Here is a 25414-nt window from a genome sequence, read left to right as displayed (position 1 = left end):
CGGGCAAGGGCCATTGTCGACAAGAGACGCAGCCACGCGCGATGCGTGCAGCCGGGGCGGCGTGCGTCTAGCGAGCGGGGGCGGGCGCGCCCCGCCGGTCGAAGAACTGCGTGACACCCGCCGCGATGGCATCGGCCATGCGGTCGCGACCGGCCTCGGAGGTGAGCTGCTTGAGGTCGTCCGGGCTCGACATGTAGCCAAGCTCCACCAGCACGGACGGTACGTCGTGGGCGCGAAGCACCCGGAAGCCGGCGGACTTCAGCGGCGTGCCGTGCATGCGGATTGAACTCTTCATGCTGCCGACCAGGCTGCGGGCGAACAGGGCTGAGAAATTGCGCGTCTCCCTGTAGGCGAGATCCACGAGGATGCCGGCCACCTCGTCCGTTTCTTCGGATAGATCGACACCGGCGATGAGGTCCGCCTTGTTCTCCTTGTCCGCCAGATGGGCGGACTCGGTATCGCTTGCCGTCTCGGACAAGGTGTAGACGCTGGCACCCCGCGCCCTGCCATCTCCCCGCGCCAGCGCATCGGCATGGATGGAGATGAACAGGTCGGCCCGGTTGGCGCGGGCGACGGCCACCCGGTCGGCGAGCGGGACGAAGGTGTCGGTCGTGCGCGTGAGGACCACGCGATAGCCACCCGCCTTCTCCAGCCGGTCACGCAGCGCGAGAGCGGTCTCCAGCACGATGGTCTTCTCGACGAAGGCCGAATAGCCGGACGTACCGGAATCGATGCCGCCATGTCCAGGATCGATCACGATGACCGGGCGGCTATCGCCGGGCGGCGGGAGAGCTACCGGGGCTGCCGGTAGAGCGGTGCGCTGCTCTGCCTCGGTGGCGATAGAGCGGGCAAAGGTATCAGGATCAGCCTTCACCAGATCCACCACGAGCCGGGCCGGCTGATCGTCCACGGCATCGAGCACGAACGCCTTATCGATGGCGACGGGGCCTGTCGCCTCCAGCACCATCCGCGCCTTGCCCGGCGCGAAGACGCCGAATCGGTAGGCGCTCACCAGCCCGCGCCGCATCTGGCTGCCGTCCGGCTTCAGGGCGAACGTCACGTCGGAAAGGTCGAGAATCACCCGGGGCGGGTTGGCGAGGGTGAAAGCCCGGAAAGCAGGGGCGCGATCGAGATCGACGATGAGCCGCGTGCGCTTGGCATCGCCGGCCAGCCGCACCTCCCGCGCCAGCGCCTGCCCCTCCCCCTCGGCGCGCGCGGCACCATTGAAGAGCGCCACAAAAGTGAACAGGACCAAGAAACAGGCAGCGCCGAGATGGCTCCGCGCCGGGATAAAAGACAGGACGGCGGGGCCGGGCCGGCGTCGGATCATCGCAAATCCACCCTCGCGCCGCCCTCCCCCAGGGCGGGCTTCGAAGCGAGCCACAAGAGAGGGGCAGGCATAAGGCGGCGCGCGTAAACGATGCGTTGACGCAGCGTTATAGCCCCGTGGCGCGCGGTTCGGAACGCATGATCCTTGCCAAGCGGGAAGTCCGGCGGGTAAGAAGGGAACCGTACACAGTTCGCGTTCCGGAACAGGCTCTTCGGCCCCGGTTGCCGCGGCTGCCGCAGGGCGTGTCGAAAATCCGGGCGGGTCGCTGCGCATGCGAGAGCCCGGTTTCAGGCATCCCCTATTGCCGAAGGCGGCATCCTCAGGGGCGTTCCCCCGTCACCGAGGGCCCTTAGGCAAGCGCCGGACGGCGCGGGCGGCATGCCTCGCAACCAGTTTCGCCGATGGTCCGCGAGGGGACGATCTGGGGAATCGGGCGAGTGTGTACCGTGGCCGGAACGAGGCGCCCGCCTCCGCCCCGGCCTGAACCCTTCATCGAGGAGCGGGTAACCGAGGGCATGGAATTTTTCCCGCACGACATGCGCGCTGAGCGCGCTCCCGTGTGCCCCGCCCCCGAGCGTGCGAACGACGCGCTTGGGCGTACCTGCGCCTCCCCTTCTTCCTCACGTCATCACATCCGGCGCCAGAACGGCGTCGCGGCAGCGCCCGAAGGGGTCGAGCCGCGGCCGTCGCGGAGCATTGCTCCCGGCGCCGTGAAGAGAGATTTCCATGGCCAACAAGATGCTCATCGATGCGACCCACCCGGAGGAGACCCGGGTCGTGGTCGTGCGCGGGAACCGGGTCGAAGAGTTCGACTATGAGTCCGCATCCCGCAAGCAGTTGCGGGGCAATATCTATCTCGCCAAGGTGACGCGCGTGGAGCCGTCTCTCCAGGCGGCCTTCATCGAATACGGCGGCAACCGCCACGGCTTCCTCGCCTTCAGCGAGATCCACCCCGACTATTACCAGATCCCGGTCGCCGACCGCCTCGCCCTGATCGAGGAAGAGGAGCGCGCCGCGCGTCTGGCCGAGGACGAGGCCGACCTCAAGGATCGCCGTCGCGAGCGCAGCCGCGCCAAGCGGTCCCAGCCCGACCAGAGCATCAGCGCCGCTGCCGAGACGGTGGAGGCGGTCGCGTTCGAGGCCGGCGAGGCCGTTGACCCGGCCGAGCCCGCCGGGGATACCGCTACCGCTTCGGTCGCCGAGTTCGGTTCCGAGACGCTGGCCGAGGCCGTGTCGGCTCCGTCCGAGTTCCATGTCGAGCCGATGAGCGCCCTGGTCGCCCCCGCCGAGGCGGTGGAAGCGGCTGCCGCCGTGGCCGAGGCCGCCATCGACGCGCCCCTCGGCACCCCCCTGCCCGCTCCCCAGGAACAGGCGCCAGACGAGGAAGAAGCCGCGCGCCGCCGCGAGGCCGCCGAGGGCGAGAGCGTTTCCGCGCCGATCCTTGAGGGTGGCGCTGTCGTGCGCGACGCGGCGCCCGCCGGCGATGACGAGGCCGGTGAGACGGAAGCCGGTGACGACGACGAGGAAGACGACGTCGCCGAGAGCGACGAGGACGAGCACGACCACCCGGATCGGGACGAGGACGACGAGGAAGCCGAGGAGACCTCGGAAGACAAGGCGCCCGAGGAGGTTTCCGCTCGCGAGACGCGCTATGAGGATGGGCAGCGCTCCCGTCGCCATCGCGGCCGCCGGAACGACCGCAAGCGCGACAAGGACGAGGACGACGACGAGGACGACAGCGATGTCGACCAGATCGACGAGGAAGAGGAAATCGAGCACCTCGGCGCCGACGACGACGCCCTCGAGGAGGTGCCGGAGCGCGCGCCGCAGCGCCGCGCCCGCAGCTACAAGATCCAGGAAGTCATCCGCCGCCGTCAGGTGATGCTGGTCCAGGTGGTCAAGGAAGAGCGCGGCAACAAGGGCGCGGCGCTGACCACCTACCTCTCCCTCGCCGGCCGCTATTCCGTGCTGATGCCCAACACCGCGCGTGGCGGCGGTATCTCCCGCAAGATCACCAATGCGGTCGACCGCAAGCGCCTGAAAGAAGTGGTGCAGGACCTGGAGGTGCCGGAAGGGATGGGCATCATCCTGCGCACCGCAGGCGCCAACCGCACCAAGACCGAGATCAAGCGCGACTTCGAATATCTCCTGCGGCTGTGGGAGACGGTGCGGGAGATGACCCTCTCGTCCTCCGCGCCGAGCCTCGTCTATGAGGAAGGTTCGCTCATCAAGCGCGCCATCCGGGACCTCTACAACAAGGACATCGACGACATTCACGTCGCCGGCGAGGAGGGCTTCCGCGAGGCGCGCGACTTCATGCGCATGCTCATGCCGAGCCACACGAAGTCGGTGATGCCCTACCGCGAGCCGCAGCCCATCTTCGCCCGCTACGGCGTGGAGCAGCAGCTCGATGCCATGTTCTCCCCCGTGGTGCAGTTGAAGAGCGGTGGCTACATCGTCATCAACCCCACCGAGGCGCTCGTCTCCATCGACGTGAACTCGGGCCGGGCGACCCGCGAGCACCATATCGAGGACACCGCCCTCAAGACGAACCTCGAGGCATCCGAGGAAATCGCCCGACAGTTGCGCCTGCGCGACCTTGCCGGCCTCATCGTGATCGATTTCATCGACATGGAGGAGAAGCGCAACAACCGGGCGGTGGAGCGCAAGCTCAAGGATTGCCTCAAGAACGACCGTGCCCGCATCCAGATCGGCCGCATCTCGCATTTCGGCCTCCTGGAGATGTCGCGCCAGCGCATCCGCACCGGCGTGCTGGAAAGCTCCATCGAGGTCTGCCCGCACTGCGGCGGCACCGGGCACGTGCGCTCGGCGGCCTCCGTCTCGCTCCAGCTGCTGCGCGCAATGGAGGAGCAGCTGCTGCGCTCGCAGACGCACAATCTCATCGCCCGCACCCGCACCGAGGTGGCGCTCTACGTGCTCAACCAGAAGCGCGCCCATCTGCGCGAGCTGGAAGAGCGCTTCAGCGTGACCCTCTCCGTCGCGGCGGACGAGAGCGTGACCGGCCACCAGCCCTTCATCATCGAGAAGGGCGATCTCGCCGCCCCCGCCCCCGCTGCGCCGCGGCCGAGCTCTGTGGTGCAGCCTGATTCCATCCTCCCCGACGAAGACTTCATCGAGGAGGATGAGGAGGAGATCGTCGAGGAAGCCGAGACCGAGGCCGAGGCCGAGGCCTCCGAAGGCAATGGCGAGCGGTCCGACGATGCCGGCCGCAAGCGCCGCCGCCGCCGCCGCCGGCGGCGGGGTGAGCGCGAGGAAGGTCGCGAAGGCGCCGAGGGTTCCGAGGGCGAGGAGGAGGATGACGCCTCCGCCGATACCGCCGAAGCCCAGGACGGCACCGCCGATGGTCAGCGCGATGAGAACGCCCGCGACGAAGACGAGCACGACGACGAGGAGCGCGGCGAGGATGAACGCGCCGATGGCGAACGTGGTGACGACGAGAACGGCGACCGCCGTCGCCGTCGCCGGGGTCGCCGCGGCGGCCGTCGCAATCGCCGCGAGCGGGACGACGAGGCGCCGCTGAGCGCGGACGGCGACGCCGAAGGCTCCGAGGAGAGCGACGAGGATCAGCCCCCCGCGGCGGAAGCTCCCGCAGCAATTGCCGAGCCCACCGACGCCACGCCGGCTTTCGCCGAGGCCCCTTCGGAGCCCAAGGCCGAGGCCGCAGCAGCGCCTGCCGCCGTGGCCGCTCCCGAGCCGATCGCCGAGGCGGAAAGCCCCGAGGCCGCCCGTCGGCGCCGGCGCTCCACCGTGCGCGAAAAGGCTCCGATCATCCTGACGGACAGCGGCGTCGCCGCCCCGGTGGCGGAAACGCCGGCCGAGCCCGCGGCGCCCGCTGCTGTTGCGGAGGCCTCCCCTGCGCCCGAGCCCGAGGCTGCCCCCGCTGCTGCAGAGCCCGTCCCCGCGCCGGAAGCACCCGCCGCGCCGGCCGAATCCAGCGAGCCCCCTGCCAAGCCCCGCTCGGGCTGGTGGCAGCGCAAGCTGTTCGGTGGCTGACGCCATCCGGACGCAAAGCGCTGAACGTCTCCTGATTGTGAAAGGGCCGCCTCGAGCGGCCCTTTTCATTTCGGGTGCCAGCCAGACGCAAGTCCACTGAAAGCTCCCCGTCCGTCGCGAAGAGGCCACGTTTCGCCCGCATAGCGGTGCGCGTGCGAGTCCCCCCGGGATGCCACAGCGAAAGCGGTTCCAGACAGGGCTTAACGTCAAGGCCGATGCAGGGCAGTCGGGAACGGTTGCCTTGAGGCAGCGGGTTCCTCAATCTAGCTGCTTCGCATCCGCGCCAAGGCGGGCTATGGCAAGGATGGGTTTCAGGTCGGGTTTGGGCAGGCTGCGCCAAGGCGGCCCGAAGGGCGGTGATATCCGGTATCGACTGCGCCACTCAGGCGCGGGGCGTCGGGCATCCCTCGGGTTGCGGCGGGAGGAAGCTGCGAGATGCGGGTGATTTTGAGGTTCCTGGGTTTCCTGTTCGCGCTCGCGACGCTGGTTCTGCTGGCGGGCGCGGCTGGCGCGACATATCTGGTCTGGAAATATTCCCAGGACCTGCCCGACTACTCCCAGTTGCAGAATTACGAGCCGCCGGTGATGACCCGCGTCCACGCGGCGGACGGCGCGCTGGTGGCGGAGTATGCCAAGCAGCGGCGCCTCTACATCCCCATCCAGTCCGTGCCGCGCTCCGTGATCGAGGCCTTCCTGTCGGCCGAGGACAAGAATTTCTACGAGCACGGCGGCATCGACCCCACGGGCATCTTCCGCGCCGCGCTCAATCTCGCCCAGAACTACGGCAAGAACGTCCGCGCCCAGGGTGCCTCCACCATCACCCAGCAGGTGGCGAAGAACTTCCTGCTCACCAACGAGCGCAGCCTCGACCGCAAGATCAAGGAAGCCCTGCTCGCCCTGCGCATCGAGCGCGCCTATTCCAAGGACCGCATCCTCGAGCTGTATCTCAACGAGATCTATCTCGGCATGGGCGCCTACGGCATCGCCGCGGCGGCCCTGGTCTATTTCGACAAGTCGGTGGACGAGCTGAACGTGCAGGAGGCCGCCTATCTCGCCGCTCTGCCGAAGGCGCCGTCCAACTACAACCCCTTCCGCGAGCGCAACCGGGCCACCGATCGCCGCAACTGGGTTATCGACCGCATGGTCGAGAACGGCTTCGTCTCCGCGCAGGAGGGCGAGGCGGCCAAGAAGTCTCCGCTGGACGTCACCCCCCGTGCCACCGGCGCGCAGATCTTCGCCGCCGAATATTACGCGGAGGAAGTGCGCCGGCAGATCTACGAGCGCTACGGCGAGCGCAAGTTGTACGAAGGCGGCCTCTCCGTCCGTACCCCGCTCGACCCCAAGCTGCAGGTGCTGGCCAAGAAGACCCTCACCGACGGGTTGGTGCGCTATGACGAGGAGCGCGGCTGGCGCAAGCCCGTCACCCACATCGATCTCCTGCCCGGCGACGACTGGGGCGTGAAGGTGGGCGAGGTGAAGGAATGGACCGACATTCCCTGGCGCCTCGCGATTGTCCTCGACGTGAGCAAGGACAACGCCCGCATCGGATTGCAGCCGCAGCGCACCAAGTCCGGCCAGCGCTCCATCGAGCGTGAGGTGGGCCTGATCCCGGCCGAGGGCGCGAAATGGACCCGCAAGCCGATCAGCCAGGTGCTGAAGCCCGGTGACGTAGTTTATGTGGAGCCGCTAGGCGGCTCCGGAGGCCAGTGGCGCCTGCGCCAGCCGCCCGGCGTCGAGGGCGCCATGGTGGTCATGGAGCCCACCACCGGCCGTGTGCTCGCCCTCTCCGGCGGCTTCTCCTACGACGAGAGCCAGTTCAACCGCGCCACGCAGGCCATGCGGCAGCCCGGCTCCTCGTTCAAGCCCCTCGTCTATTCGGCCGCCCTCGACAACGGCTACACGCCGTCGACCATCGTCATCGACGCGCCGTTCGAGCTGGAGCAGCAGGGTCAGGACACCTGGCGGCCGGAGAACTACTCCAAGAAATATTACGGCCCGCAGACGCTGCGCTTCGGCCTGGAGCAGTCGCGCAACGTCATGACGGTGCGCCTCGCCAACGACGTGGGCATGCCGATCATCGCCGAATATGCCAAGCGCTTCGGTATCTATGACGACATGCCGCCCTATCTCGCCATGGCGCTGGGCTCGGGCGAGACCACGCTCATGCGCATGACCGGCGCCTACGCCATGATGGCCAATGGCGGGCGCAAGGTGACCCCCTCGCTCATCGACCGCATCCAGGACCGCTACGGCCACACCATCTATCGCCATGACGAGCGCGAATGCCGCGGCTGCGAGGCGACGTCCTGGGAGAACCAGCCCGAGCCGTCTTTGATCGACCGGCGGCCCGTGGTGCTCGACCCGATGACTGCCTATCAGATCACCTCCATGATGGAGGGCGTGGTGCAGCGCGGCACGGGCACGGCGCTCAAGGAATTGGGCAAACCCATCGCCGGCAAGACCGGCACGACCAATGACGAGAAGGATGCCTGGTTCATCGGCTTCACGCCGGAAATCGTGGTTGGCGTCTATCTCGGCTACGACAAGCCCAGGCCCATGGGCAAGGGCTCGACGGGTGGCCTCGTCGCCGCGCCTATCGTGCGCGATTTCATGAAGGTGGCCATCGCCGATCGCCCGGCCATTCCCTTCCGCGTGCCGGCAGGGATCAAGCTCGTCCGCATCGATCGCAAGAGCGGCCAGCGCACCAGCGCCGGCGACGGCAACGCGATCCTCGAGGGCTTCAAGCCGGGCACAGCGCCGCCGGACGGCTATTCGGTGGCGGGTTATGCAGGCACCGACGGCACCAATCCGGAGCCGGTCACGCCGGTGGCCAGGAGCGGGACGGGCGGCCTCTACTGAGGCCGGTCCCTGCGGGCACCGCCGGCGCATGGCGGGCCCTTCAAAACCTCAGGCTTAAGCTTGGCCGTGCGTCAGTATGCAGCAGGCGCAGAGCCATCATTCAGCCGAGCATCGCAGCGCCAGCACTGATTGCAGAACGGGCGGCGACGCACGATCGATGCGGACGAGACCGCACGGGCAGGCCCGGTTTTTGACGCAGATTAACCTCATTGTCGTACCGTTCCTGTACAAGCCGCCAGAGATAGGTAAGCTATTAGAGCATGCCACTGGGTAAGCTGAATTTTTCGGGGGTGGTCAGCTAGGTGGCGTCCTCTTGACGCCGGGGGCAAGCCAGCCGGGAGTTTCAGCCATGGACGGGAAAATGGCGGATCGCCCAGCAGCTGCCCGCGCCCTTGGCCGCGAGGCCGTTGTCTTCTTCGACCAGAACAACCTCGTGACCTTCATCAACACGGACGCCGAGCGGCTGTGGGGATTGAGCCAGGCCGAGGCAATCGGTCGCGACGTGGGCGAGCTGATCCCGGGCGCTCATGCTTCGTCGCGCGGAAAGGACGTCGTCCCGGCCATCGAGCTTGCCCTCGATATCGTTCGGGATGATGGCTCAAGGGTCGAGGGCATCGTCTCCGTCACCCGCGCCCAGCACAAGCGGGAGACCTGCTACGTCGCCCTCGTGCGTCCGATGCTGAACGGAGCGGCGCACAACAAGAGCCTCGCGGCGCTCACCGCCGTGGCCGAGAAGACCGATCGTGGCGTGATCGTCGCCGACGCATACGGCAAGGTGATCTACGGTAACCCGGCATTCCATGACATGCTTGATGCAGGGCCGGATGGCGCTGCGGGCCTTACGCTGGCCGAGCTGTTCTGCGGACGGCTCGAGAACGCTGATTTTGCGGAACACGTCCAGGACGCCTTGGACCGCCGCGTCGCCCTTTCGGAGGACGTTCCCCTGAAGGGCAAATCGGGAATGGAGGTCTGGGTGTCGGCCAACGTCACGCCGGTCGTGGACCGCCAATCCGGAGATCTGGAACAGCTTGTCGTCGTCGTTGCCGACATTACCCACACCAGGCTGGTCGAGGACCTTCAGCGTCAGGTGCTCAGCGCGCTTGCCGCCGATGCGCCCATGGCCGACATCATGGATGTCCTGTGCCGACAGGCGCATCTTCTCGCGCCGGAAGTGCTCTGCTCCATCATGGGCATTACCCCGGATGACCGGCTGACCGTGCTGGCCGCGCCCAGCCTTCCGGCTGAATTCGCCGCCGCGTTGGAGGGCATCGCCATAGGTCCGCGCGCCGGCAGCTGCGGCACGGCCGCCTTCCGGGGCACCCCGGTGCTGGTGGAAGATATCGCCAGCAGCCCCCTGTGGGAGGATCACCGCGACCTGCCCATCCCGGCCGGCATCACCGGCTGCTGGTCGGTCCCCGTGAAGCTGCGCGACGGCAAGGTGGCAGCGACATTCGCCTTCTATTTTCCCAAGGGCCGTGGCCCGACGCCGTGGCTGGAAAATGTGGTCTCGTCCTGTTCCGATCTCTGCGCGCTGGCCATGGAACGGTTCGAGGCCAAAAAGCGCATCGAGATGCTGGCGAATGTGGATTCGCTCACCGGCCTCGCCAACCGCCGCCAGTTGCACGCGGTGCTCGAGGAACTGCTGACCGAGGCGCGCGCGCTGGAGCAGCCGGTCGCGGTGCTCTACCTGGACATCGACCACTTCAAAGATGTGAACGAGACACTCGGCCACTCCACCGGCGACCAGCTTCTGGTGGAGGTCGCGCGGCGGCTGAAGGCGCAGCTTCGCACCGGCGATGTGGTGGGACGCACCGGCGGCGACGAGTTCCTCATCACGGTCCACGACTGCGCGGCGGAAGAAGCGGCGCGCATCGCCCGCCGGCTGCTGGAATATGTGGCGGCGCCTATCAGCGCCCAGGCCCTGCACCTCACCATGTCCGCCTCGGTCGGCATCGCACTCTATCCCGAGCATGGTGCGGATGCGGAAACCCTGCTGAAGCACGCCGATACGGCCCTGCACGAGGCGAAGCGCAAGGGGCGCGGCAAATTTCATTTCTTCACCGAGGAGCTGAACCGGCGGGTGCTCGACCGGCTGGTGCTCTCGGTGGCGCTGCGCGAGGCGATCGAGAATCGCGCCCTGCGTCTTGTCTACCAGCCGCAGGTGCTGCTCGCCTCCGGCGCGCTTCATGGCGTCGAGGCGCTCGCCCGCTGGACCGATCCGATCCACGGCGATGTCCCCGCCACCCGCTTCATTCCGCTCGCCGAAGAATATGGGCTCATCGAAAGCATCGACGAGTGGGCGGTGGAGGCGTCCTGCCAGCGCATCGCCGCCTGGCGCGAGGAAGGGGTGGAGGTGCCGCACATCTCGGTCAACCTCTCCCCGCTCAGCTTCCGCAGCGGCGATATCGTGGGTTTCATCTCGGGCGCGCTGCGCGAGTACAGCCTCAAGCCGTCGGACCTCAGGGTCGAGATCACCGAGCGGGTGATGATGGACCAGCACCCGAACTCGTTCGCCACCGCGCGGGCCATTGAGGCGCTCGGCGTGCGGATCGCCATGGACGATTTCGGCACCGGCTATTCCAGCCTCAGCGCCCTCTCGCGCCTGCCCATCGCGGAGCTGAAGATCGACCGCTCCTTCATGCTCTCCCTTGAGCAGGACCAGAACGCCCAGGCGTTGGCGACGGCGGTGATCCGCATCGGCCACAGCCTCGGCATGACGGTGGTGGCGGAAGGCGTGGAGACGCGGGCGCAGGCCGACCTGCTGCGATTCCTCGGCTGCCATGCGGCACAGGGCTTCCTGTTCGCCCGCCCGATCGAAGCCGCGGACATCGGCTCCTGGCTCGCCGCGCGGCGCGCGGGCTGAAGCTTTCCGCCCCTCACACACCCATCCGCCGGCCCGGCGTTTACACCCGCGCGCCCCGCCGCTATTTTCCGCGGCCCTCAGCCGGAGAAAGATGAGCCATGCGCGCGGAACTCGCCGCAAAAGTCGAAGAGATCAAAGCCTCCCTCGACCTGTTGCGGTCCCACCTCGACGTGGATCGCTCGCGCCGTCGTCTCGCGGAGCTGAACGCCATCGTGGAAGACCCCAAGCTCTGGGACGATCCCGAGCGGGCGCAGAAGCTGATGCAGGAGCGCACCAGCCTGGAGGACGGCCTCGGCGCCATCGACCGGGTGGAGCGCGACTTGGCCGACAACATCGAGCTGATCGATCTCGGGGAATCGGAAGGCGACGAGGGCGTGATTTCCGAGGCCGCTGGAGCCCTCGACGGTCTGAAGGCAGAACTGGCCCGGCGCGAGCTGGAGGCCCTGCTCTCGGGCGAGGCCGATTCCAACGACACTTATCTCGAAGTCCACGCCGGGGCGGGCGGTACCGACAGCCAGGACTGGGCGGAGATGCTCCTGCGCATGTATCGCCGCTGGTGCGAGCGCCACGGCTTCAAGGTGGAGCTGATGGACGAGAGCCAGGGCGAGCAGGCCGGCCTGAAGTCTGCCACCATCCAGGTGAAGGGCCACAATGCCTATGGCTGGCTGAAGACCGAGGCTGGCGTCCATCGCCTCGTGCGCATTTCCCCGTTCGATTCCAACGCACGGCGGCAGACGTCCTTCGCCTCGGTGGATGTCTATCCCGTGGTGGACGACCGCATCGTGGTGGACATCAAGGAAGCGGACGTGCGGGTCGACACGATGCGCTCCGGCGGCGCCGGCGGCCAGCACGTGAACAAGACGGAATCCGCGGTGCGCCTCACCCACATTCCCACCGGCATCGCCGTGGTGAGCGAGGGCGACCGCTCCCAGCACAAGAACCGCGCCACGGCCTGGAACATGCTGCGCGCCAAGCTCTACGACCTCGAGCTGAAGAAGCGCGAGGCGGAGGCCATGGCCGAACAGGCGGCCAAGACCGACATCGGCTGGGGCCACCAGATCCGCTCCTACGTGCTCCAGCCCTACCAGTTGGTGAAGGACCTGCGGACCGGGGTCACCTCCGGCACGCCGCAGGAGGTTCTGGACGGCGACCTCGACCCGTTCATGCAAGCCGCCCTTGCCCAGCGCGCATATGGTGGCGGCCCGGAGAGCGTCGACGACGTGGACTGATCGTCTGCGAAGACGTCCCACGGCCGCCTGAGCCCGGCGGCCGTGTCGCAGAGCCGACATTCCGGGCGCCATCCCGGCGGCCTGTTTCTTGCTTCAAGCATCCCGGCCCCTCCGGACCGGAAGCTTTGTTGTAATGACCGAACTCTTCGCCGTCTGCGCCACCTACGAGATCCAGGATGGCGACGCCCGCGGCTTCGTGCTCGCGCGGCTCGACGCGGACGGCAACAAGAAGGCGTGGCCGATCTTCATCCTCCGCCGCGGCAACAGCTTCCATGCTTATGAGAACGTCTGCCCGCACGAGGGCAAGCGGCTCGACGCCTATGCGGGCGAGTTCCTGGACCGCGAGGCCAACTTCCTCGCCTGCGGGCGGCATCAGGCGAAGTTCGACCCCGACACCGGCCTCTGCTTCATCGGCCCCTGCAAGGGCAAGTCTCTCACCCCCATAGAGATCATCGTCGATGACGGCGACGTCTGCCTCGTCAACGTCCCCCTCGCCGAGGAGGACGGTCTGGACGTGGAGGACCCCAACGAGATGCCCGAGGTATTGATTACCGGCGATTGAGGCGCATCGCCTCCGCTGGACCAGAGGTCGTGTCCGAAAGGGCACGGCAGACCGGGGCCCCGTGCCCGGTCCGGCCACGCATGGCCGGCGCACACGGGGTTCTCCGGGGCACGCCCATAGGGGCACGCCCGTCACGACCTCACCCAAGGATCATTTTCATGACCGCTGTTGCTGACACGCCCTTTGCCACGCTGAGCACCGAGGGCCGGCTCCTGAAGCCGACGCTGAACGCCGACACCCACGTGGCCGGCCGCTTCGGCTTTCGCGGCGAGATTTCCTATGACGGCCCGGAAACGGTGCTGAAGGAGGTCTTTTCGGTGTCCGAGGACGGCAAGCCCGCCATCGGCTTCCTCGCCGGCTCCATCACCAGCTACGAGGACCTGCCCAAGCTGGTGGAAAGCCTCGGTGCCGCCCTCGATGGCGACGGCAAGTATTTCGTCTATATCGCGGACCTGCCGCAGGGCAACCGCCTGCTGATCCGCTTCGGCGACGTGAAAATCTTCGCCATCTTCATCGACGAAACGTCGGTCTACAACGAGCTGATCGACACCTTCTACGTGGACAAGGTGAAGCTCAAGAAGTTCGACACCGCCGCCAAGCTCGACGCCCTCGCCGACGTGGGGCTGAAGTACGACGAAGTCTCCAACTACAAGGAAGTGTCCTACGCGGACGGTTTGGCCATCAAGAACGCCGCCTGACAGGGCGCTTTGCGGCGACGGAGGGCTGCCCCGCCTCCGTCTGCCCCGCCCCTCTTGGTCTGCCCCTCTTCCCTGCCTCCCACCGCCGCGATCCTCCGCCGCGATGCGCCCTTCGACCGCGGAAGTGAGCCGGATCATCAAGCACACGCGGGAGGTAACATGCTAGATGAGACGCGCTTTACCTCCCGCCTCAGAGGGATGTCTGTGCGCTTGTTTTGTCTTGTGCCCGGGAAGTCCGCCCCATAGCCTTCTTCCGCTTGGGAAATCCGCACGAAATGCCGGCGGATTATTGAGGGGCGTTGGAATGATGAGACGTTTTTCGTCAAGACTGCTGACAGCGGCGGGTCTCGGCTTGGCTCTTGCGGGGGTTACGGGCGGCGCGGCCCACGCCTTCGGGGCGGGCGACTGCACCATGTTCGCCCAATCGAACGTCGCGCGCGTCCAGGAGATCTCCATCAACACCAACAACGCGGATTTCGGCGACTTCCCGCACCTGTTCGGCGCGCCCCTGGGCAAGGCGATCATCTGCTGGGGGGCCGATGGCCGGGTGGGCGTCAGGGGAACGCTGTTCGCCGACGATTTCCGCGAGCCGATCCAGGCGATCCTCAAGGTCCGCTACCAGGCTGCGGATGGAACATGGACACCGTTCGCCCGCGGCGACGTGATCGGGCAAGGCGGGCTCGTCGCCTTCCAGCGGTTCGTTCACACCTCGCCGCGCGGACGCTTCAACCGCGTGCAGATCCAGCTGGAGACCTTCCAGGATTCGCCGCTGCCCAACGACCAGGCGGTGCGGGTCGCCAATCAGGTGTTCCGGCGCTGATAGCCGTTTCGGGACGGAACGAAAAATGCCCGGGACCAAGGTCCCGGGCAACGATCATGTCCACGACTGGAAATCTGGCGCGATCGGTCTTTCGTTGAGGTTGCAAGCAGAAGCGTCGGAGTGCGTGCTCCAGCGCTTTTCTTTTCATCCCTGCATCGCGTGCCGCGCGAAATTCCGGGACACCGCCCCGAGCCAAGCTCGGGGCGGCAGTCGTTCAGCTGCAGCCGGTGGTCCCGCCGCAGGTGTCGCACTTCAGGCAGGTGCCGTTGCGCACCATGGTGAAGTTCATGCACTCGGGGCAGGCTTCGCCCTCATAGCCCTTGGCCTTCGCCTCGGCGCGGGCCTCGGCCTTGCGGGCGGAGGCGGACCAGGGGAGCGACTTCTCCATCAGGCTCTCCACCGCCGCCTCCAGCTCGCCCACCTCGGGGGTGGCTTCGGCCAGCTCGGCGGGGTCCGCCTTGAGCGCGGTTGCGCCCAGGGTCTGGGTGCCGGAGGCGCGCAGCACGGTCACGTTGTCCGTGCCGGACCGCGGCTCGGTGGAGACCGTCTGAGGCACCAGCAGGTTCACCGTCTTGCCGCGCACGAGGCCCTTGGAGACGATGCGGGCCGACGGATTGGTCGGCGCCTTGCCCTCGTCCACGCCCTTTCCGAGGGCATCGAAGCCGGTCTCGGAGAGGTCCACGTGGCCGAGATCGTTGCGGCCGAGATAGCTCACCGCCAGTTCGCGGAACACGTAGTCCAGCATGGAGGTGGCGTACTTGATGGTGTCGTTGCCCTGCACCGGGCCGGCGGGCTCGAAGCGGGTGAAGGTGAAGGCGTCCACATATTCCTCGAGCGGCACGCCGTACTGGAGGCCGAGCGAGATGGCGATGGCGAAGTTGTTGAGGAGCGAGCGGAGCGCCGCGCCCTCCTTGTGCATGTCGATGAAGATCTCGCCGAGGCGGCCGTCATCATATTCGCCGGTGCGCAGGTAGACCTTGTGGCCGCCCACCACCGCCTTCTGGGTGTAGCCCTTGCGGCGGTCGGGCATCTTCTCGCGCTCGCGCACGCGGTGCTCGACGATGCGCTCCACCACCCGCTCGACGATCTTCTCGGTGACCGACGCGGTGCGGGCCGCGTTGGGCTGGGCGAGCACGGCCTCGAGCGCGTCGTCCTCGTCCTCCTCGTCCGCCACCAGCTGGGCGTTGAGCGGCTGGGAGAGCTTGGAGCCGTCGCGATAGAGCGCGTTCGCCTTCAGCGCCAGGCGCCAGGACAGCAGGTAGGCCGCCTTGCAATCCTCGACGCTGGCGTCGTTCGGCATGTTGATGGTCTTGGAGATGGCGCCCGTGATGAAGGGCTGCGCCGCCGCCATCATGCGGATGTGGCTCTCCACCGAGAGATAGCGCTTGCCGATGCGACCGCACGGGGAGGCGCAGTCGAACACCGGCAGATGCTGGGCTTTGAGGAAAGGCGCGCCTTCCAGCGTCATCGCCCCGCAGACGTGCACGTTCGCGGCGTCGATGTCAGCCTTGGAGAAGCCGAGGAAGGCGAGCAGGTCGAACTTCGGGTCGGCGAGCTGGGCGGCCGGCACCTTCAGGGCGCTGGCGAGGAACTCCTCGCCGAAGGTCCAGCGGTTGAAGGCGAACTTGATGTCGAACGCCGTCTTCACCGCGGCCTCGGCCTTGGCGATGGCCGCGTCATCGAAGCCCTTGGCGCGCAGCGAGCCATGGTTGATGGCCGGCGCGTTGGCGAGCGAGCCGTGGCCCACCGCATAGGCCTCGATCTCCGCGATCTCGGCTTCCTTGTAGCCGAGGGTCCGCAGCGCCTCGGGCACGGCGCGGTTGATGATCTTGAAGTAGCCGCCGCCGGCCAGCTTCTTGAACTTCACCAGCGCGAAGTCGGGCTCGATGCCGGTGGTGTCGCAATCCATCACCAGGCCGATGGTGCCGGTGGGGGCGATCACCGAGACCTGGGCGTTGCGGTAGCCGTACTTCTCGCCCAGCTCCAGCGCCTTGTCCCAGGCCGCGGTGGCGCGGGCGACGAGGCGGGTGTCCGTGCAGGAGAGGTGATCGAGCGGCACCGGGGCGATGGACAGGCCCTCATAGCCCTCGGCGATGCCATGGGCGGCGCGGCGGTGGTTGCGGATCACCCGCAGCATGGACTGGGCATTGGCCGAATAGGCCGCGAACGTGCCCAGCTCCTTCGCCATCTCGGCGGAGGTGGCGTAGCAGACGCCGGTCATGATGGCGGAGAGCGCACCGCAGATGGCGCGGCCCTGGGCCGAGTCATAGGGAATGCCGCTCGACATGAGCAGGCCGCCGATGTTGGCGTAGCCGAGGCCCAGCGTGCGGTATTCGTAGGACAGCTCGGCGATGCGGCGCGAGGGGAACTGCGCCATCAGCACGGAGATTTCCAGCACCACGGTCCACAGCCGCACCGCATGCTCGTAGCTGTCCACGTCGAACCGCTTCTCCGCGTCGCGGAACTGCAGCAGGTTCAGCGAGGCGAGATTGCAGGCCGTGTCGTCGAGGAACATGTATTCCGAGCACGGGTTGGAGGCGCGGATCTCGCCGGCCGCCGGGCAGGTGTGCCAGTCGTTCACCGCGGTGTGGAACTGGATGCCGGGGTCGGCGCAGTGCCACGCGGCCGAGCCGATCTTCTCCCACAGGTCGCGGGCCTTGACGGTCTTCGCCACCTTGCCGTCGGTGCGGCGGATGAGGTTCCAGTCCTCGTCGGCCTCGACCGCGCGCAGGAAGTCGTCGGTGACGCGAACGGAATTGTTGGAGTTCTGGCCGGCGACGGTGATGTAGGCCTCGCCGTCCCAATCGGTGTCGTAGATGGCGACGTCGATGTCCTTGTAGCCCTGGCGGGCATACTGGATCACCCGGCGGATGGCGGCATCGGCCACCGACGCCTTGCGGGCGGCCTTGATCTCGCGCTTGAGGGCCGGGTTCTTCTCCGGATCGAAGCAGTCGTCGCCGTTGCCTTCGCAGTTCACGCAGGCCTTGAGCACGGCCTTGAGGTGCTTGGCATTGAGCTTGGAGCCGGTGACGAGGGAGGCGACCTTCTGCTCCTCGATCACCTTCCAGTCCACATAGGCCTCGATGTCCGGGTGGTCGGCATCGACCACCACCATCTTGGCGGCGCGGCGGGTGGTGCCGCCGGACTTGATGGCGCCCGCAGCCCGGTCGCCGATCTTGAGGAAGCTCATGAGACCGGAGGAGCGGCCGCCGCCGGAGAGCTTCTCGCCCTCGCCGCGCAGCGCGGAGAAGTTGGAGCCGGTGCCGGAGCCGTACTTGAACAGGCGCGCCTCACGCACCCACAGGTCCATGATGCCGCCGTCGCTCACCAGATCGTCGCTGACGGACTGGATGAAGCAGGCATGCGGCTGGGGATGCTCATAGGCCGAGGTGGAGGCCGCCAGCTCGCCCGTCTGGTAGTCCACATAATAGTGGCCCTGCCCCGGCCCATCGATGCCGTAGGCCCAGAACAAGCCGGTGTTGAACCACTGCGGCGAGTTGGGTGCGGCCATCTGCATGGCGAGCATGTAGCAATGCTCGTCGAAGAAGGCCTGCGCATCGGCCTCGCCGTCGAAATAGCCGCCCTTCCAGCCCCAATAGGTCCAGGTGCCGGCGAGACGGTCGAACACCTGCTTGGCCGAGGTCTCGCCGATCAGGCGCTCCTTCTCGGGCAGGCCCGCAAGCGCCTCGTGGTCGGCTACGGAACGCCACAGGAAGGAGGGGACGGAATTCTCCTCCACCTTCTTCAGGCGCGCGGGCACGCCGGCCTTGCGGAAATATTTCTGCGCGAGGATGTCGGAGGCCACCTGCGAGAACTGGGCGGGTACCTCAATGCCCTCCTGGCGGAAGACCACCGAGCCGTCGGGGTTCCTGATCTCGCTCACGGTCTCGCGGAACGGAATGTCCGCGTAAGGGGAACGACCCTCTTGCGTGTAGCGGCGTTCAACGCGCATGACCGGTGCTCCTTCGGCTCGGCCTCGCTTGGGCCGATCAGTCTACAGGACGAATATGGCGGACAGCTTCCCGTCAGGTACGGCGCAGCGCGCCGTCCCTTTGCAAGGACTGCCGACTTCGGGTTCTGGTGAGGTGCCCATGCCGCATAAGCTACGCGAGGCGCGGGTCGTTGATGGGCGTGACGCTAGTGTGAGTCCGCGCCGTCCGTCAACGCACCTCAGAGTGGCCCGAAGTGCCCTCGAACTACGACCAATGGTGCTCCATCGACCCGCAGGGCACAAGATGTTGGGTCTCATATGGTGAGGAAACGCTTAATTTCAATGTAGTGCCGGGGCGTCGCGGCCGGCGCCGGGTCGATCGGGCCGTGCCAGTCCGCATTTTTTCCGGCATGCCCGTCATCCACAGCTTGTCCAAAAATTTGCCATCCCATTGTCACGTTCGAGATCCGCGTGGGCTGCAACCGAGGGGATAGGGCGACACCGGACGTATGCGCCCGCCACATAGCGGGCTTGTCTCAGGGCGATAGAGACCGTCTGGTCATATAGCGCGCAACAATCTATCAACTGGCGGCAACCGTCCGCGCCGTTGGCTCACTGCCCCATCCAGCCGCGACATAAAATTGCCGGACCCCGCAGCCGACGCCAAGCGGCTCCCGGCCCGCGCCCCGGGGCGCAGTTGGAAAGTACCCCATGTCCACGACCTTCGCCGCCGATGCGGCGCCCGCCGTCAATCCCCGCTCGCGCGTCATCCTCGCGAGCCTGGTCGGCACCACCATCGAGTTCTACGACTTCTATGTCTATGCCACGGCGGCGGTGCTGGTGTTCCCGCACCTGTTCTTCCCGGCCGGCAACGACACCACGGCGCTCCTCGCCTCGTTCGCCATCTTCGGCGCGGCCATGGTGGCGCGGCCGCTCGGCGCCATCTTCTTCGGCCACCTCGGCGACAAGAAGGGCCGCAAGATCACGCTGGTGGGCGCGCTGCTCACCATGGGCATCGCCACCTTCCTCATCGGCCTGCTGCCCACCTTCCAGACGGCCGGCTGGTTCGCGCCCCTGCTGCTGGTCATCCTGCGCCTCGCCCAGGGCTTCGCGCTCGGCGGCGAATGGAGCGGCGCGGCGCTGGTCGCCACCGAGAATGCGCCGGCCGGCAAGCGCGCCGTCTACGGCACCTTCCCGCAGCTTGGCGCGCCCATCGGCTTCATCATCGCCAACGGCCTGTTCCTCGCCATCGCGGCGCTGATGCCGTCGAGCGATCCGTCCCGCCCGTCCGACGCCTTCCTCTCCTGGGGCTGGCGCCTGCCCTTCCTGTTCTCGGCGGTGATGGTGATCGTCGGCCTGTGGGTGCGCATCTCGCTGGTGGAGAGCCCGGCCTTCGCCAAGGCGGTCGAGCATGGCCGCATCCAGAAGCTGCCGCTGGCCGCGGCGTTCAAGACGCACTGGCGCGAGCTGATCCTTGGCACCTTCTACATGCTCGCGACCTACGTGCTGTTCTATCTGATGACCACCTTCTCCCTGAGCTACGGCCGCGCCCCGACCACGGCGGCGGTGCCGGGGCTCGGCTATGACTATCGCACCTTCGTTCTGATGATGATCGGCGGCGTGGTGTTCTTCGGCATCTTCACCCTCGTGTCCGGCCCCTGGGCCGACCGCTGGGGCCGCCGCCGCACGCTCATCGGCATCACGGCCGCCATTGTGCTGTTCGGCCTCCTGTGGGTGCCGATCCTCTCCGCCGGGCCAGTGGGGGTGATGGCGTGGCTCGTCATCGGCTTCACGCTGATGGGTCTCACTTTCGGGCCCATGGGCGCGCTGCTGCCGGAGCTGTTCCCCGCCAACGTGCGCTACACGGGCTCGGGCATTTCCTACAACGTCTCGTCCATCCTCGGTGCGGCGGTGGCCCCGTTCATCGCGGTGGCGCTGTGGAGCTATGGCGGCGGCAGCCCGTTCTGGGTGGGCATCTATCTATCGGTCATGGCGCTGCTCACGCTCGCGGCACTGGTGATCGGCAAGGAAACCCGCGACGTGAACATGGACCACTGACGCGCCCCAACAACAACGCGCCCCTTGCGCCGGACGGGAAAAGGGAGTGAACCTCCCCTGTCCCGTCCGCGTAGGAAGGTGCGTCATGACAGCCGCTCCATCCCTCCTGTGGTTCCGCGACGATCTGCGCCTGGCCGATAACCCGGCGCTGAACGCCCTCGCGGAAACCGGCGCCCCCATCGCCGCGCTCTATGTCCTCGACGAGGACAGCCCCCACATCCGCCCGCTCGGCGGCGCGTCCCGCTGGTGGCTCGCCCAATCGCTAAGGACGCTCAAGGCAAACCTCTCCCATCACGGCATTCCGTTGATCCTGCGACAGGGTCCGGCCACCCGCATCGTTCCGGAGGTGGCCTCTGCGCTGGGCGCGGCAACGGTCGCCTTCAACGATCGTGCGGGCGAAGCCGAGGGCAAGCTGGACCGGGCCATTACCGCCCGTCTCGCCTCGGAGGAGCGGCGGGTGCTGCGCTTCTGTGCCCACCTGCTGCATCCGCCTGGCACCGTGCTCGGCGGATCGGGGCGCATGCCGCGCACCTTCTCCTCCTTCCACCGTGCCGCGTTGCGCGAGCGCGACCTCTCCCCGCCCCTACCCGCTCCGAAGCATCTCAAGGGCGTGGCCCGTGCGCCGGAGGGCGACACGCTGGAGAGCTTCGCGCTGGAGCCCGAAAAGCCGGACTGGGCCGGCGGGCTCCGTGCCGCATGGAACGTGGGCGAGGCGGCGGCGCGGCAGCGGCTTTCCGCCTTCATCGACGACGGCCTGAAAGGCTACGCCACGGGCCGCGACCGGCCGGACCTCGATCACGTCTCCCGCCTGTCCCCCCATCTCAGGTTCGGCGAGATTTCCCCCCGCCAGCTCCTCTTCGCCGTGCGTCATGCGGTGGATGCGGGCGAGGTGCCGGGGAGCGACGCCGCGAAGTTCGAGGCGGAACTCTACTGGCGCGAATTTTCCTACCACCTCCTCGCCGAGGAGCCGGACATCGCCCAGCGCAACATCCAGCCGAACTTCGATGCCTTCCCGTGGCGGGAGTGCTCGGGCGAGCTGAAGGCGTGGCGGCGCGGCCTCACCGGCTATCCGCTGGTGGATGCGGGCATGCGCCAGCTCTGGCAGACGGGCTGGATGCACAACCGGGTGCGGATGGTGGTGGCCTCCTTCCTCGCCAAGCACCTGCTCATTGATTGGCGCGGGGGCGAGGACTGGTTCTGGGACACGCTGGTGGATGCCGACGCGGCCAACAACGCCGCCTCCTGGCAGTGGGTCGCCGGCTCCGGCCTCGATGCCGCGCCCTATTTCCGCATCTTCAATCCGGTGACGCAGGGCGAGAAGTTCGACCCCGAAGGCACCTATGTGCGCACCTTCGTGCCGGAGCTGAAGCGCCTGCCGGCCAAGCTCATCCACCAGCCGTGGACCGCCCCCCAGGACACCCTCGCCGCCGCCGGCATCAGGCTGGGCCACTCCTATCCCAAGCCCCTCGTGGACCACGCCGCCGCCCGGGACCGCGCCCTGCGCGCCTTCGAACATGTGCGCAAGGCAGCCCCTGCCGAGGCCCACGCGGCGGCGCGCTGAAACCGTTCCCGGCGCAACCGATCGGTTTGCGCCGGGCTTCCAACGCCGCTATTGAGGTCGGAGAAAAGCCGAGGCAGCATAAGGCCGATTAAATTTCACATTGCGATGAAGGTATTCATTCCATGATCCGTAACGGCCTTGTGGACACCATTGGAAACACACCTCTTATCCGTCTGAAGCGCGCCTCCGAAGAGACCGGCTGCGAAATCCTCGGCAAGGCGGAGTTCCTCAATCCCGGCCAGTCGGTGAAGGACCGCGCGGCGCTCGGCATCATCCAGGATGCGGTGGCGCGGGGCGAGCTGAAGCCGGGCGGCGTCATCGTGGAGGGCACGGCCGGCAATACCGGCATCGGCCTCTCGCTGGTGGCAGCGCCGCTGGGCTTCCGCACCGTGATCGTGATCCCTGAGACCCAGTCCCAGGAAAAGAAGGACATGCTGCGGCTCGCCGGCGCGACGCTGGTGGAAGTCCCGGCCGTGGCCTATGCCAACCCGAACAATTACGTGAAGGTCTCCGGCCGCCTCGCCGAGGCGATGGCCAAGACCGAGCCCAACGGCGCCATCTGGGCCAACCAGTTCGACAACGTTGCGAACCGCCAGGCCCATATCGACACCACCGGCCCGGAAATTTGGGAGCAGACCCAGGGCAAGGTGGACGGCTTCATCTGCGCCGTGGGCACCGGAGGCACGCTGGCGGGCATCGGCATGGCGCTGAAGGCCCGCAACAAGGACATCAAGATCGGCCTCGCCGACCCCATGGGCGCGGCGCTCTATTCCTATTACACGACCGGCGAACTGAAGGCGGAGGGCTCCTCCATCACCGAGGGCATCGGGCAGGGGCGCATCACCGCGAACCTCGTGGATGCGCCGGTGGAGGCGGCCTTCCAGATCCCGGACGAGGAGGCGCTGCCCATCGTGTTCGATCTTCTGGAGCACGAGGGCCTATGCCTCGGCGGCTCCTCGGGCGTGAACGTCGCCGGCGCCATCCGCCTCGCGAAGGAACTGGGGCCGGGCCACACCATTGTGACCATCCTGTGCGACTACGGCACGCGCTACCAGTCGAAGCTGTTCAATCCGGAATTCCTGCGCTCCAAGAACCTGCCGGTGCCGGCATGGCTGGAGCGCAAGGCCGAGGTACCGAACGTTCTGGTCTGACCGCTTGACGCGGAGCGCGATCCGGCCGAGGAAACCGCGCCCCGCCCGACAGTGCGCGAGATCGACATGACCACTGCCTCCGAGACGACCCTGCCGGTGGATACCCCCGAGAGCCCCTTCGTCTCCACGGAATGGCTCGCCGCCAATCTCGGCGCGCCGGACCTTGTGGTGGTGGATGCCTCGTGGCACATGCCGGCCTCGGGCCGCAGCGGCGCGACAGAATATCTCGCCGAGCACATTCCCGGCGCGGTGCATTTCGACATCGACACCATCGCCGACCACTCCACCCCCCTGCCCCACATGCTGCCGGACGCGCACAGCTTCGCGATAGCCGTGGGCGCGCTGGGCATCGGCGATGGCCCGCTCATCGTGGTCTATGATTCACTCGGCCTGTTCTCGGCCCCGCGCGTCTGGTGGACATTCCAGGCTTTCGGCGCGCGCGACGTGAAGCTGCTGGATGGCGGCCTGCCCAGGTGGAAGGCCGAGGACCGTCCGCTCGAAGACGGACCTGTACGCCGCCTGCCGGCGATCTTCACGCCACGCTTCGACCATTCCCTAGTCGCCGATATCGATCGCGTGGAACAGGCGCTCAAGACCGGCTCCGCGCAGGTGCTGGACGCCCGCCTGGCCGCCCGCTTCCACGGCGAGGCACCCGAGCCGCGCGAGGGGCTTCCCTCCGGCCACATGCCCGGCAGCCTCAACCTTCCTCATGGCGGCCTCGTCCAAGATGGCCGCCTGCTGCCGCCGGACGAGCTGCGCAAAGCGATTGTAGCGTCCGGGCTCGACCTGTCGCGCCCCGTCATCACCACCTGCGGCTCCGGCGTTTCCGCGGCCATCCTCTGGGTGGCGCTGGAGATGATCGGCACGCGCCCCCTCGCGCTGTACGACGGCTCGTGGACGGAATGGGGCGCCAGCGGCAAGGCAATCGCCGTTCGCGAAAGCTGATCAAGCATTGGCGCCAAAGTTCGCTCGAGCTTTCAGGACGACCATCATTCAAACGCCGGCAGCGTCCCGCAAGGGTGCCAGACGCTCGACGTCGTGGCCTATTATACCAGATCGAGATGATCTCCAGGATCATGCCAGACAATCTGCATTATAAGGGACTTTGACGTTGCCCCTCCTGGCTAATCCAGTTTGAAGTTCGTTCTGGCCCAATGAGAGGACCAGAACATGAGGCGCAGCCGCTTCACCGAGGAGATGGGGTATTCGGTCCTGATCTCTTGAGCCGTTTGCGGCGTTCGGCGGCGAAGAGGACGATCGGGGCCTGAACCCAGCGCCGGGAGGTCCCCATGGTGTACGTCGGCCTTGATGTCTCTTTGAACTCCGTAGCCGTCTGTGTCATCGACCGGGAAGGTCAAATCCTGAAGGAGGCGAGCGTGGCGTCGGAGGCGTCCGCCATCTCGCAGTGTCTCCAGCCTTGGCGGGATCGGATTGCGAAGATTGGGCTTGAGGCTGGGCCGATGTCGGAATGGCTGACTGCGGGTTTGGCGGAGCTTGGTTTTCCCGCCATCAGCCTGGAGGCGCGGCAGGTGAAGGCGGCGTTGTCGGCAATGCCCGTCAAGACCGATCGGAACGACGCGCGCGGCATTGCCCAGGTGGTCAGGGCTGGTTGGTACAAGGTCGTGCACGTGAAGAGCATCGGCAGCCAGCACGCGCGAACGTTGGTGGCGGCGCGCAAGCACCTGATCCGCTCCATTGCCGCGTCGGAGCAGACACTTCGCGGATTGCTCCGTCCCTTCGGCTTGAAGGTCGGCATCGTGTCGCGGGCCGGATTTGCCTCTCGTGTCCGAGATCTGGTTGGCAACAACGCCATCCTGGCTGAGGTGATGGCTCCCCTATTGGCAGCCCGGGACGCACTGATGCAGGAGTACCAGCGCCTTCATCGCCTGGTCGTCCAGGCTGTCCGGAATGATCCGGTCTGCCGCCTGTTGACGACCATGCCCGGAATCGGGCCGGTTTCCGCTCTGACGTTCAGAGCAACGATCGATGCGCCCGAGCGTTTCGCCCGCTCCCGGTCCGTCGGGGCTTATCTCGGGCTCACACCTCGGCGGTATCAATCGGGCGAGATCGATCGGACCGGACGGATCACCAAAGTGGGCGACGGGGAGACGCGAACTGCGCTGTTCGAGGCCGCCAACGTCATCCTGCGACCGAGCACACGCTGGTCACCGATGAAGGCCTGGGCGGTGCGCATTGCTCAGCGTCAGGGAAGTAAGCGGGCGAAGGTCGCTCTGGCTCGCAAGATGGCGGTCGTTCTTCACAGCATGTGGCGGAACGGCACGGAATTCCGATGGACTGCGGCCGCGGCGTGATCGACCCGGCTGTGGTTCCCTGAACG

At 67.1% G+C, this 25414-nt stretch carries 14 protein-coding genes; 12 read left to right on the top strand and 2 right to left on the bottom strand.

Going from position 1 to position 25414, the window contains the following annotated elements:
* Positions 1–67: 67 nt before the first annotated feature.
* Positions 68–1255, bottom strand: a complete 1188-nt coding sequence (locus J2126_RS22050) for an N-acetylmuramoyl-L-alanine amidase (RefSeq protein WP_245327513.1) — start codon at positions 1253–1255, stop codon at positions 68–70.
* Positions 1256–2056: 801 nt separating this feature from the next.
* Between J2126_RS22050 and J2126_RS22045 the strand changes: the two genes are divergently transcribed.
* The 7 genes from J2126_RS22045 to J2126_RS22015 all read left to right on the top strand — a co-directional run bounded on the left by J2126_RS22045 (position 2057) and on the right by J2126_RS22015 (position 14375).
* Positions 2057–5344, top strand: coding sequence for an Rne/Rng family ribonuclease (locus J2126_RS22045; protein WP_209488933.1), 3288 nt, complete (start codon positions 2057–2059; stop codon positions 5342–5344).
* A gap of 435 nt (positions 5345–5779) precedes the next feature.
* Complete coding sequence (locus tag J2126_RS22040) at positions 5780–8203, top strand: penicillin-binding protein 1A (RefSeq protein WP_209488932.1); 2424 nt, start codon at positions 5780–5782, stop codon at positions 8201–8203.
* Positions 8204–8552: 349 nt separating this feature from the next.
* Entirely contained in the window at positions 8553–11066 is a 2514-nt protein-coding gene (locus J2126_RS22035; protein ID WP_209488931.1) for an EAL domain-containing protein, read from the top strand.
* A gap of 98 nt (positions 11067–11164) precedes the next feature.
* Entirely contained in the window at positions 11165–12295 is a 1131-nt protein-coding gene (gene prfB / locus J2126_RS22030) for a peptide chain release factor 2 (protein WP_209488930.1), read from the top strand.
* Between the two features lie 133 nt (positions 12296–12428).
* A complete protein-coding gene (locus tag J2126_RS22025) occupies positions 12429–12857 on the top strand; it encodes a Rieske (2Fe-2S) protein (protein WP_209488929.1) in 429 nt (142 codons plus the stop codon).
* Positions 12858–13015: 158 nt separating this feature from the next.
* Positions 13016–13555 (top strand): hypothetical protein, encoded by a 540-nt coding sequence (locus tag J2126_RS22020; protein WP_209488928.1) that lies wholly within the window; start codon positions 13016–13018, stop codon positions 13553–13555.
* A gap of 352 nt (positions 13556–13907) precedes the next feature.
* Entirely contained in the window at positions 13908–14375 is a 468-nt protein-coding gene (locus J2126_RS22015) for a hypothetical protein (RefSeq protein ID WP_209488927.1), read from the top strand.
* Between the two features lie 214 nt (positions 14376–14589).
* Here J2126_RS22015 and J2126_RS22010 read toward each other — a convergent pair whose 3' ends face one another.
* Positions 14590–18327, bottom strand: a complete 3738-nt coding sequence (locus J2126_RS22010) for a vitamin B12-dependent ribonucleotide reductase (protein ID WP_209488926.1) — start codon at positions 18325–18327, stop codon at positions 14590–14592.
* A 690-nt stretch (positions 18328–19017) separates the two neighbouring features.
* Between J2126_RS22010 and J2126_RS22005 the strand changes: the two genes are divergently transcribed.
* The 5 genes from J2126_RS22005 to J2126_RS21985 all read left to right on the top strand — a co-directional run bounded on the left by J2126_RS22005 (position 19018) and on the right by J2126_RS21985 (position 25388).
* A complete protein-coding gene (locus J2126_RS22005; RefSeq protein ID WP_209488925.1) occupies positions 19018–20364 on the top strand; it encodes an MFS transporter in 1347 nt (448 codons plus the stop codon).
* An 85-nt stretch (positions 20365–20449) separates the two neighbouring features.
* Positions 20450–21925, top strand: a complete 1476-nt coding sequence (locus J2126_RS22000; protein ID WP_209488924.1) for a cryptochrome/photolyase family protein — start codon at positions 20450–20452, stop codon at positions 21923–21925.
* Between the two features lie 122 nt (positions 21926–22047).
* Entirely contained in the window at positions 22048–23076 is a 1029-nt protein-coding gene (locus J2126_RS21995) for a cysteine synthase A (protein ID WP_209488923.1), read from the top strand.
* A 66-nt stretch (positions 23077–23142) separates the two neighbouring features.
* Complete coding sequence (gene sseA / locus J2126_RS21990; protein WP_209488922.1) at positions 23143–24021, top strand: 3-mercaptopyruvate sulfurtransferase; 879 nt, start codon at positions 23143–23145, stop codon at positions 24019–24021.
* 344 nt (positions 24022–24365) lie between these two features.
* Positions 24366–25388 carry an IS110 family transposase gene (locus tag J2126_RS21985; RefSeq protein ID WP_209483277.1) on the top strand — a complete coding sequence of 341 codons (1023 nt, stop codon included), beginning with the start codon at positions 24366–24368 and terminating at the stop codon, positions 25386–25388.
* Positions 25389–25414: the final 26 nt, after the last annotated feature.

The organism is Xanthobacter flavus, assembly GCF_017875275.1.
Lineage (GTDB): Bacteria > Pseudomonadota > Alphaproteobacteria > Rhizobiales > Xanthobacteraceae > Xanthobacter > Xanthobacter flavus_A.
Note: the sequence above shows the minus strand (reverse complement) of the source record. Positions and strands in the feature narration are given on the sequence as shown.

Coding starts and splice junctions, on each gene's coding strand:
- J2126_RS22045 (WP_209488933.1), top strand. CDS start 2,057: ATGGCCAACAAGATGCTCATCGATGCGACCCACCCGGAGGAGACCCGG.
- J2126_RS22020 (WP_209488928.1), top strand. CDS start 13,016: ATGACCGCTGTTGCTGACACGCCCTTTGCCACGCTGAGCACCGAGGGC.
- J2126_RS22010 (WP_209488926.1), bottom strand. CDS start 18,327: ATGCGCGTTGAACGCCGCTACACGCAAGAGGGTCGTTCCCCTTACGCG.
- J2126_RS22005 (WP_209488925.1), top strand. CDS start 19,018: ATGTCCACGACCTTCGCCGCCGATGCGGCGCCCGCCGTCAATCCCCGC.
- J2126_RS22035 (WP_209488931.1), top strand. CDS start 8,553: ATGGACGGGAAAATGGCGGATCGCCCAGCAGCTGCCCGCGCCCTTGGC.
- J2126_RS21995 (WP_209488923.1), top strand. CDS start 22,048: ATGATCCGTAACGGCCTTGTGGACACCATTGGAAACACACCTCTTATC.
- J2126_RS22025 (WP_209488929.1), top strand. CDS start 12,429: ATGACCGAACTCTTCGCCGTCTGCGCCACCTACGAGATCCAGGATGGC.
- sseA (WP_209488922.1), top strand. CDS start 23,143: ATGACCACTGCCTCCGAGACGACCCTGCCGGTGGATACCCCCGAGAGC.
- J2126_RS22000 (WP_209488924.1), top strand. CDS start 20,450: ATGACAGCCGCTCCATCCCTCCTGTGGTTCCGCGACGATCTGCGCCTG.
- J2126_RS21985 (WP_209483277.1), top strand. CDS start 24,366: ATGGTGTACGTCGGCCTTGATGTCTCTTTGAACTCCGTAGCCGTCTGT.
- prfB (WP_209488930.1), top strand. CDS start 11,165: ATGCGCGCGGAACTCGCCGCAAAAGTCGAAGAGATCAAAGCCTCCCTC.
- J2126_RS22040 (WP_209488932.1), top strand. CDS start 5,780: ATGCGGGTGATTTTGAGGTTCCTGGGTTTCCTGTTCGCGCTCGCGACG.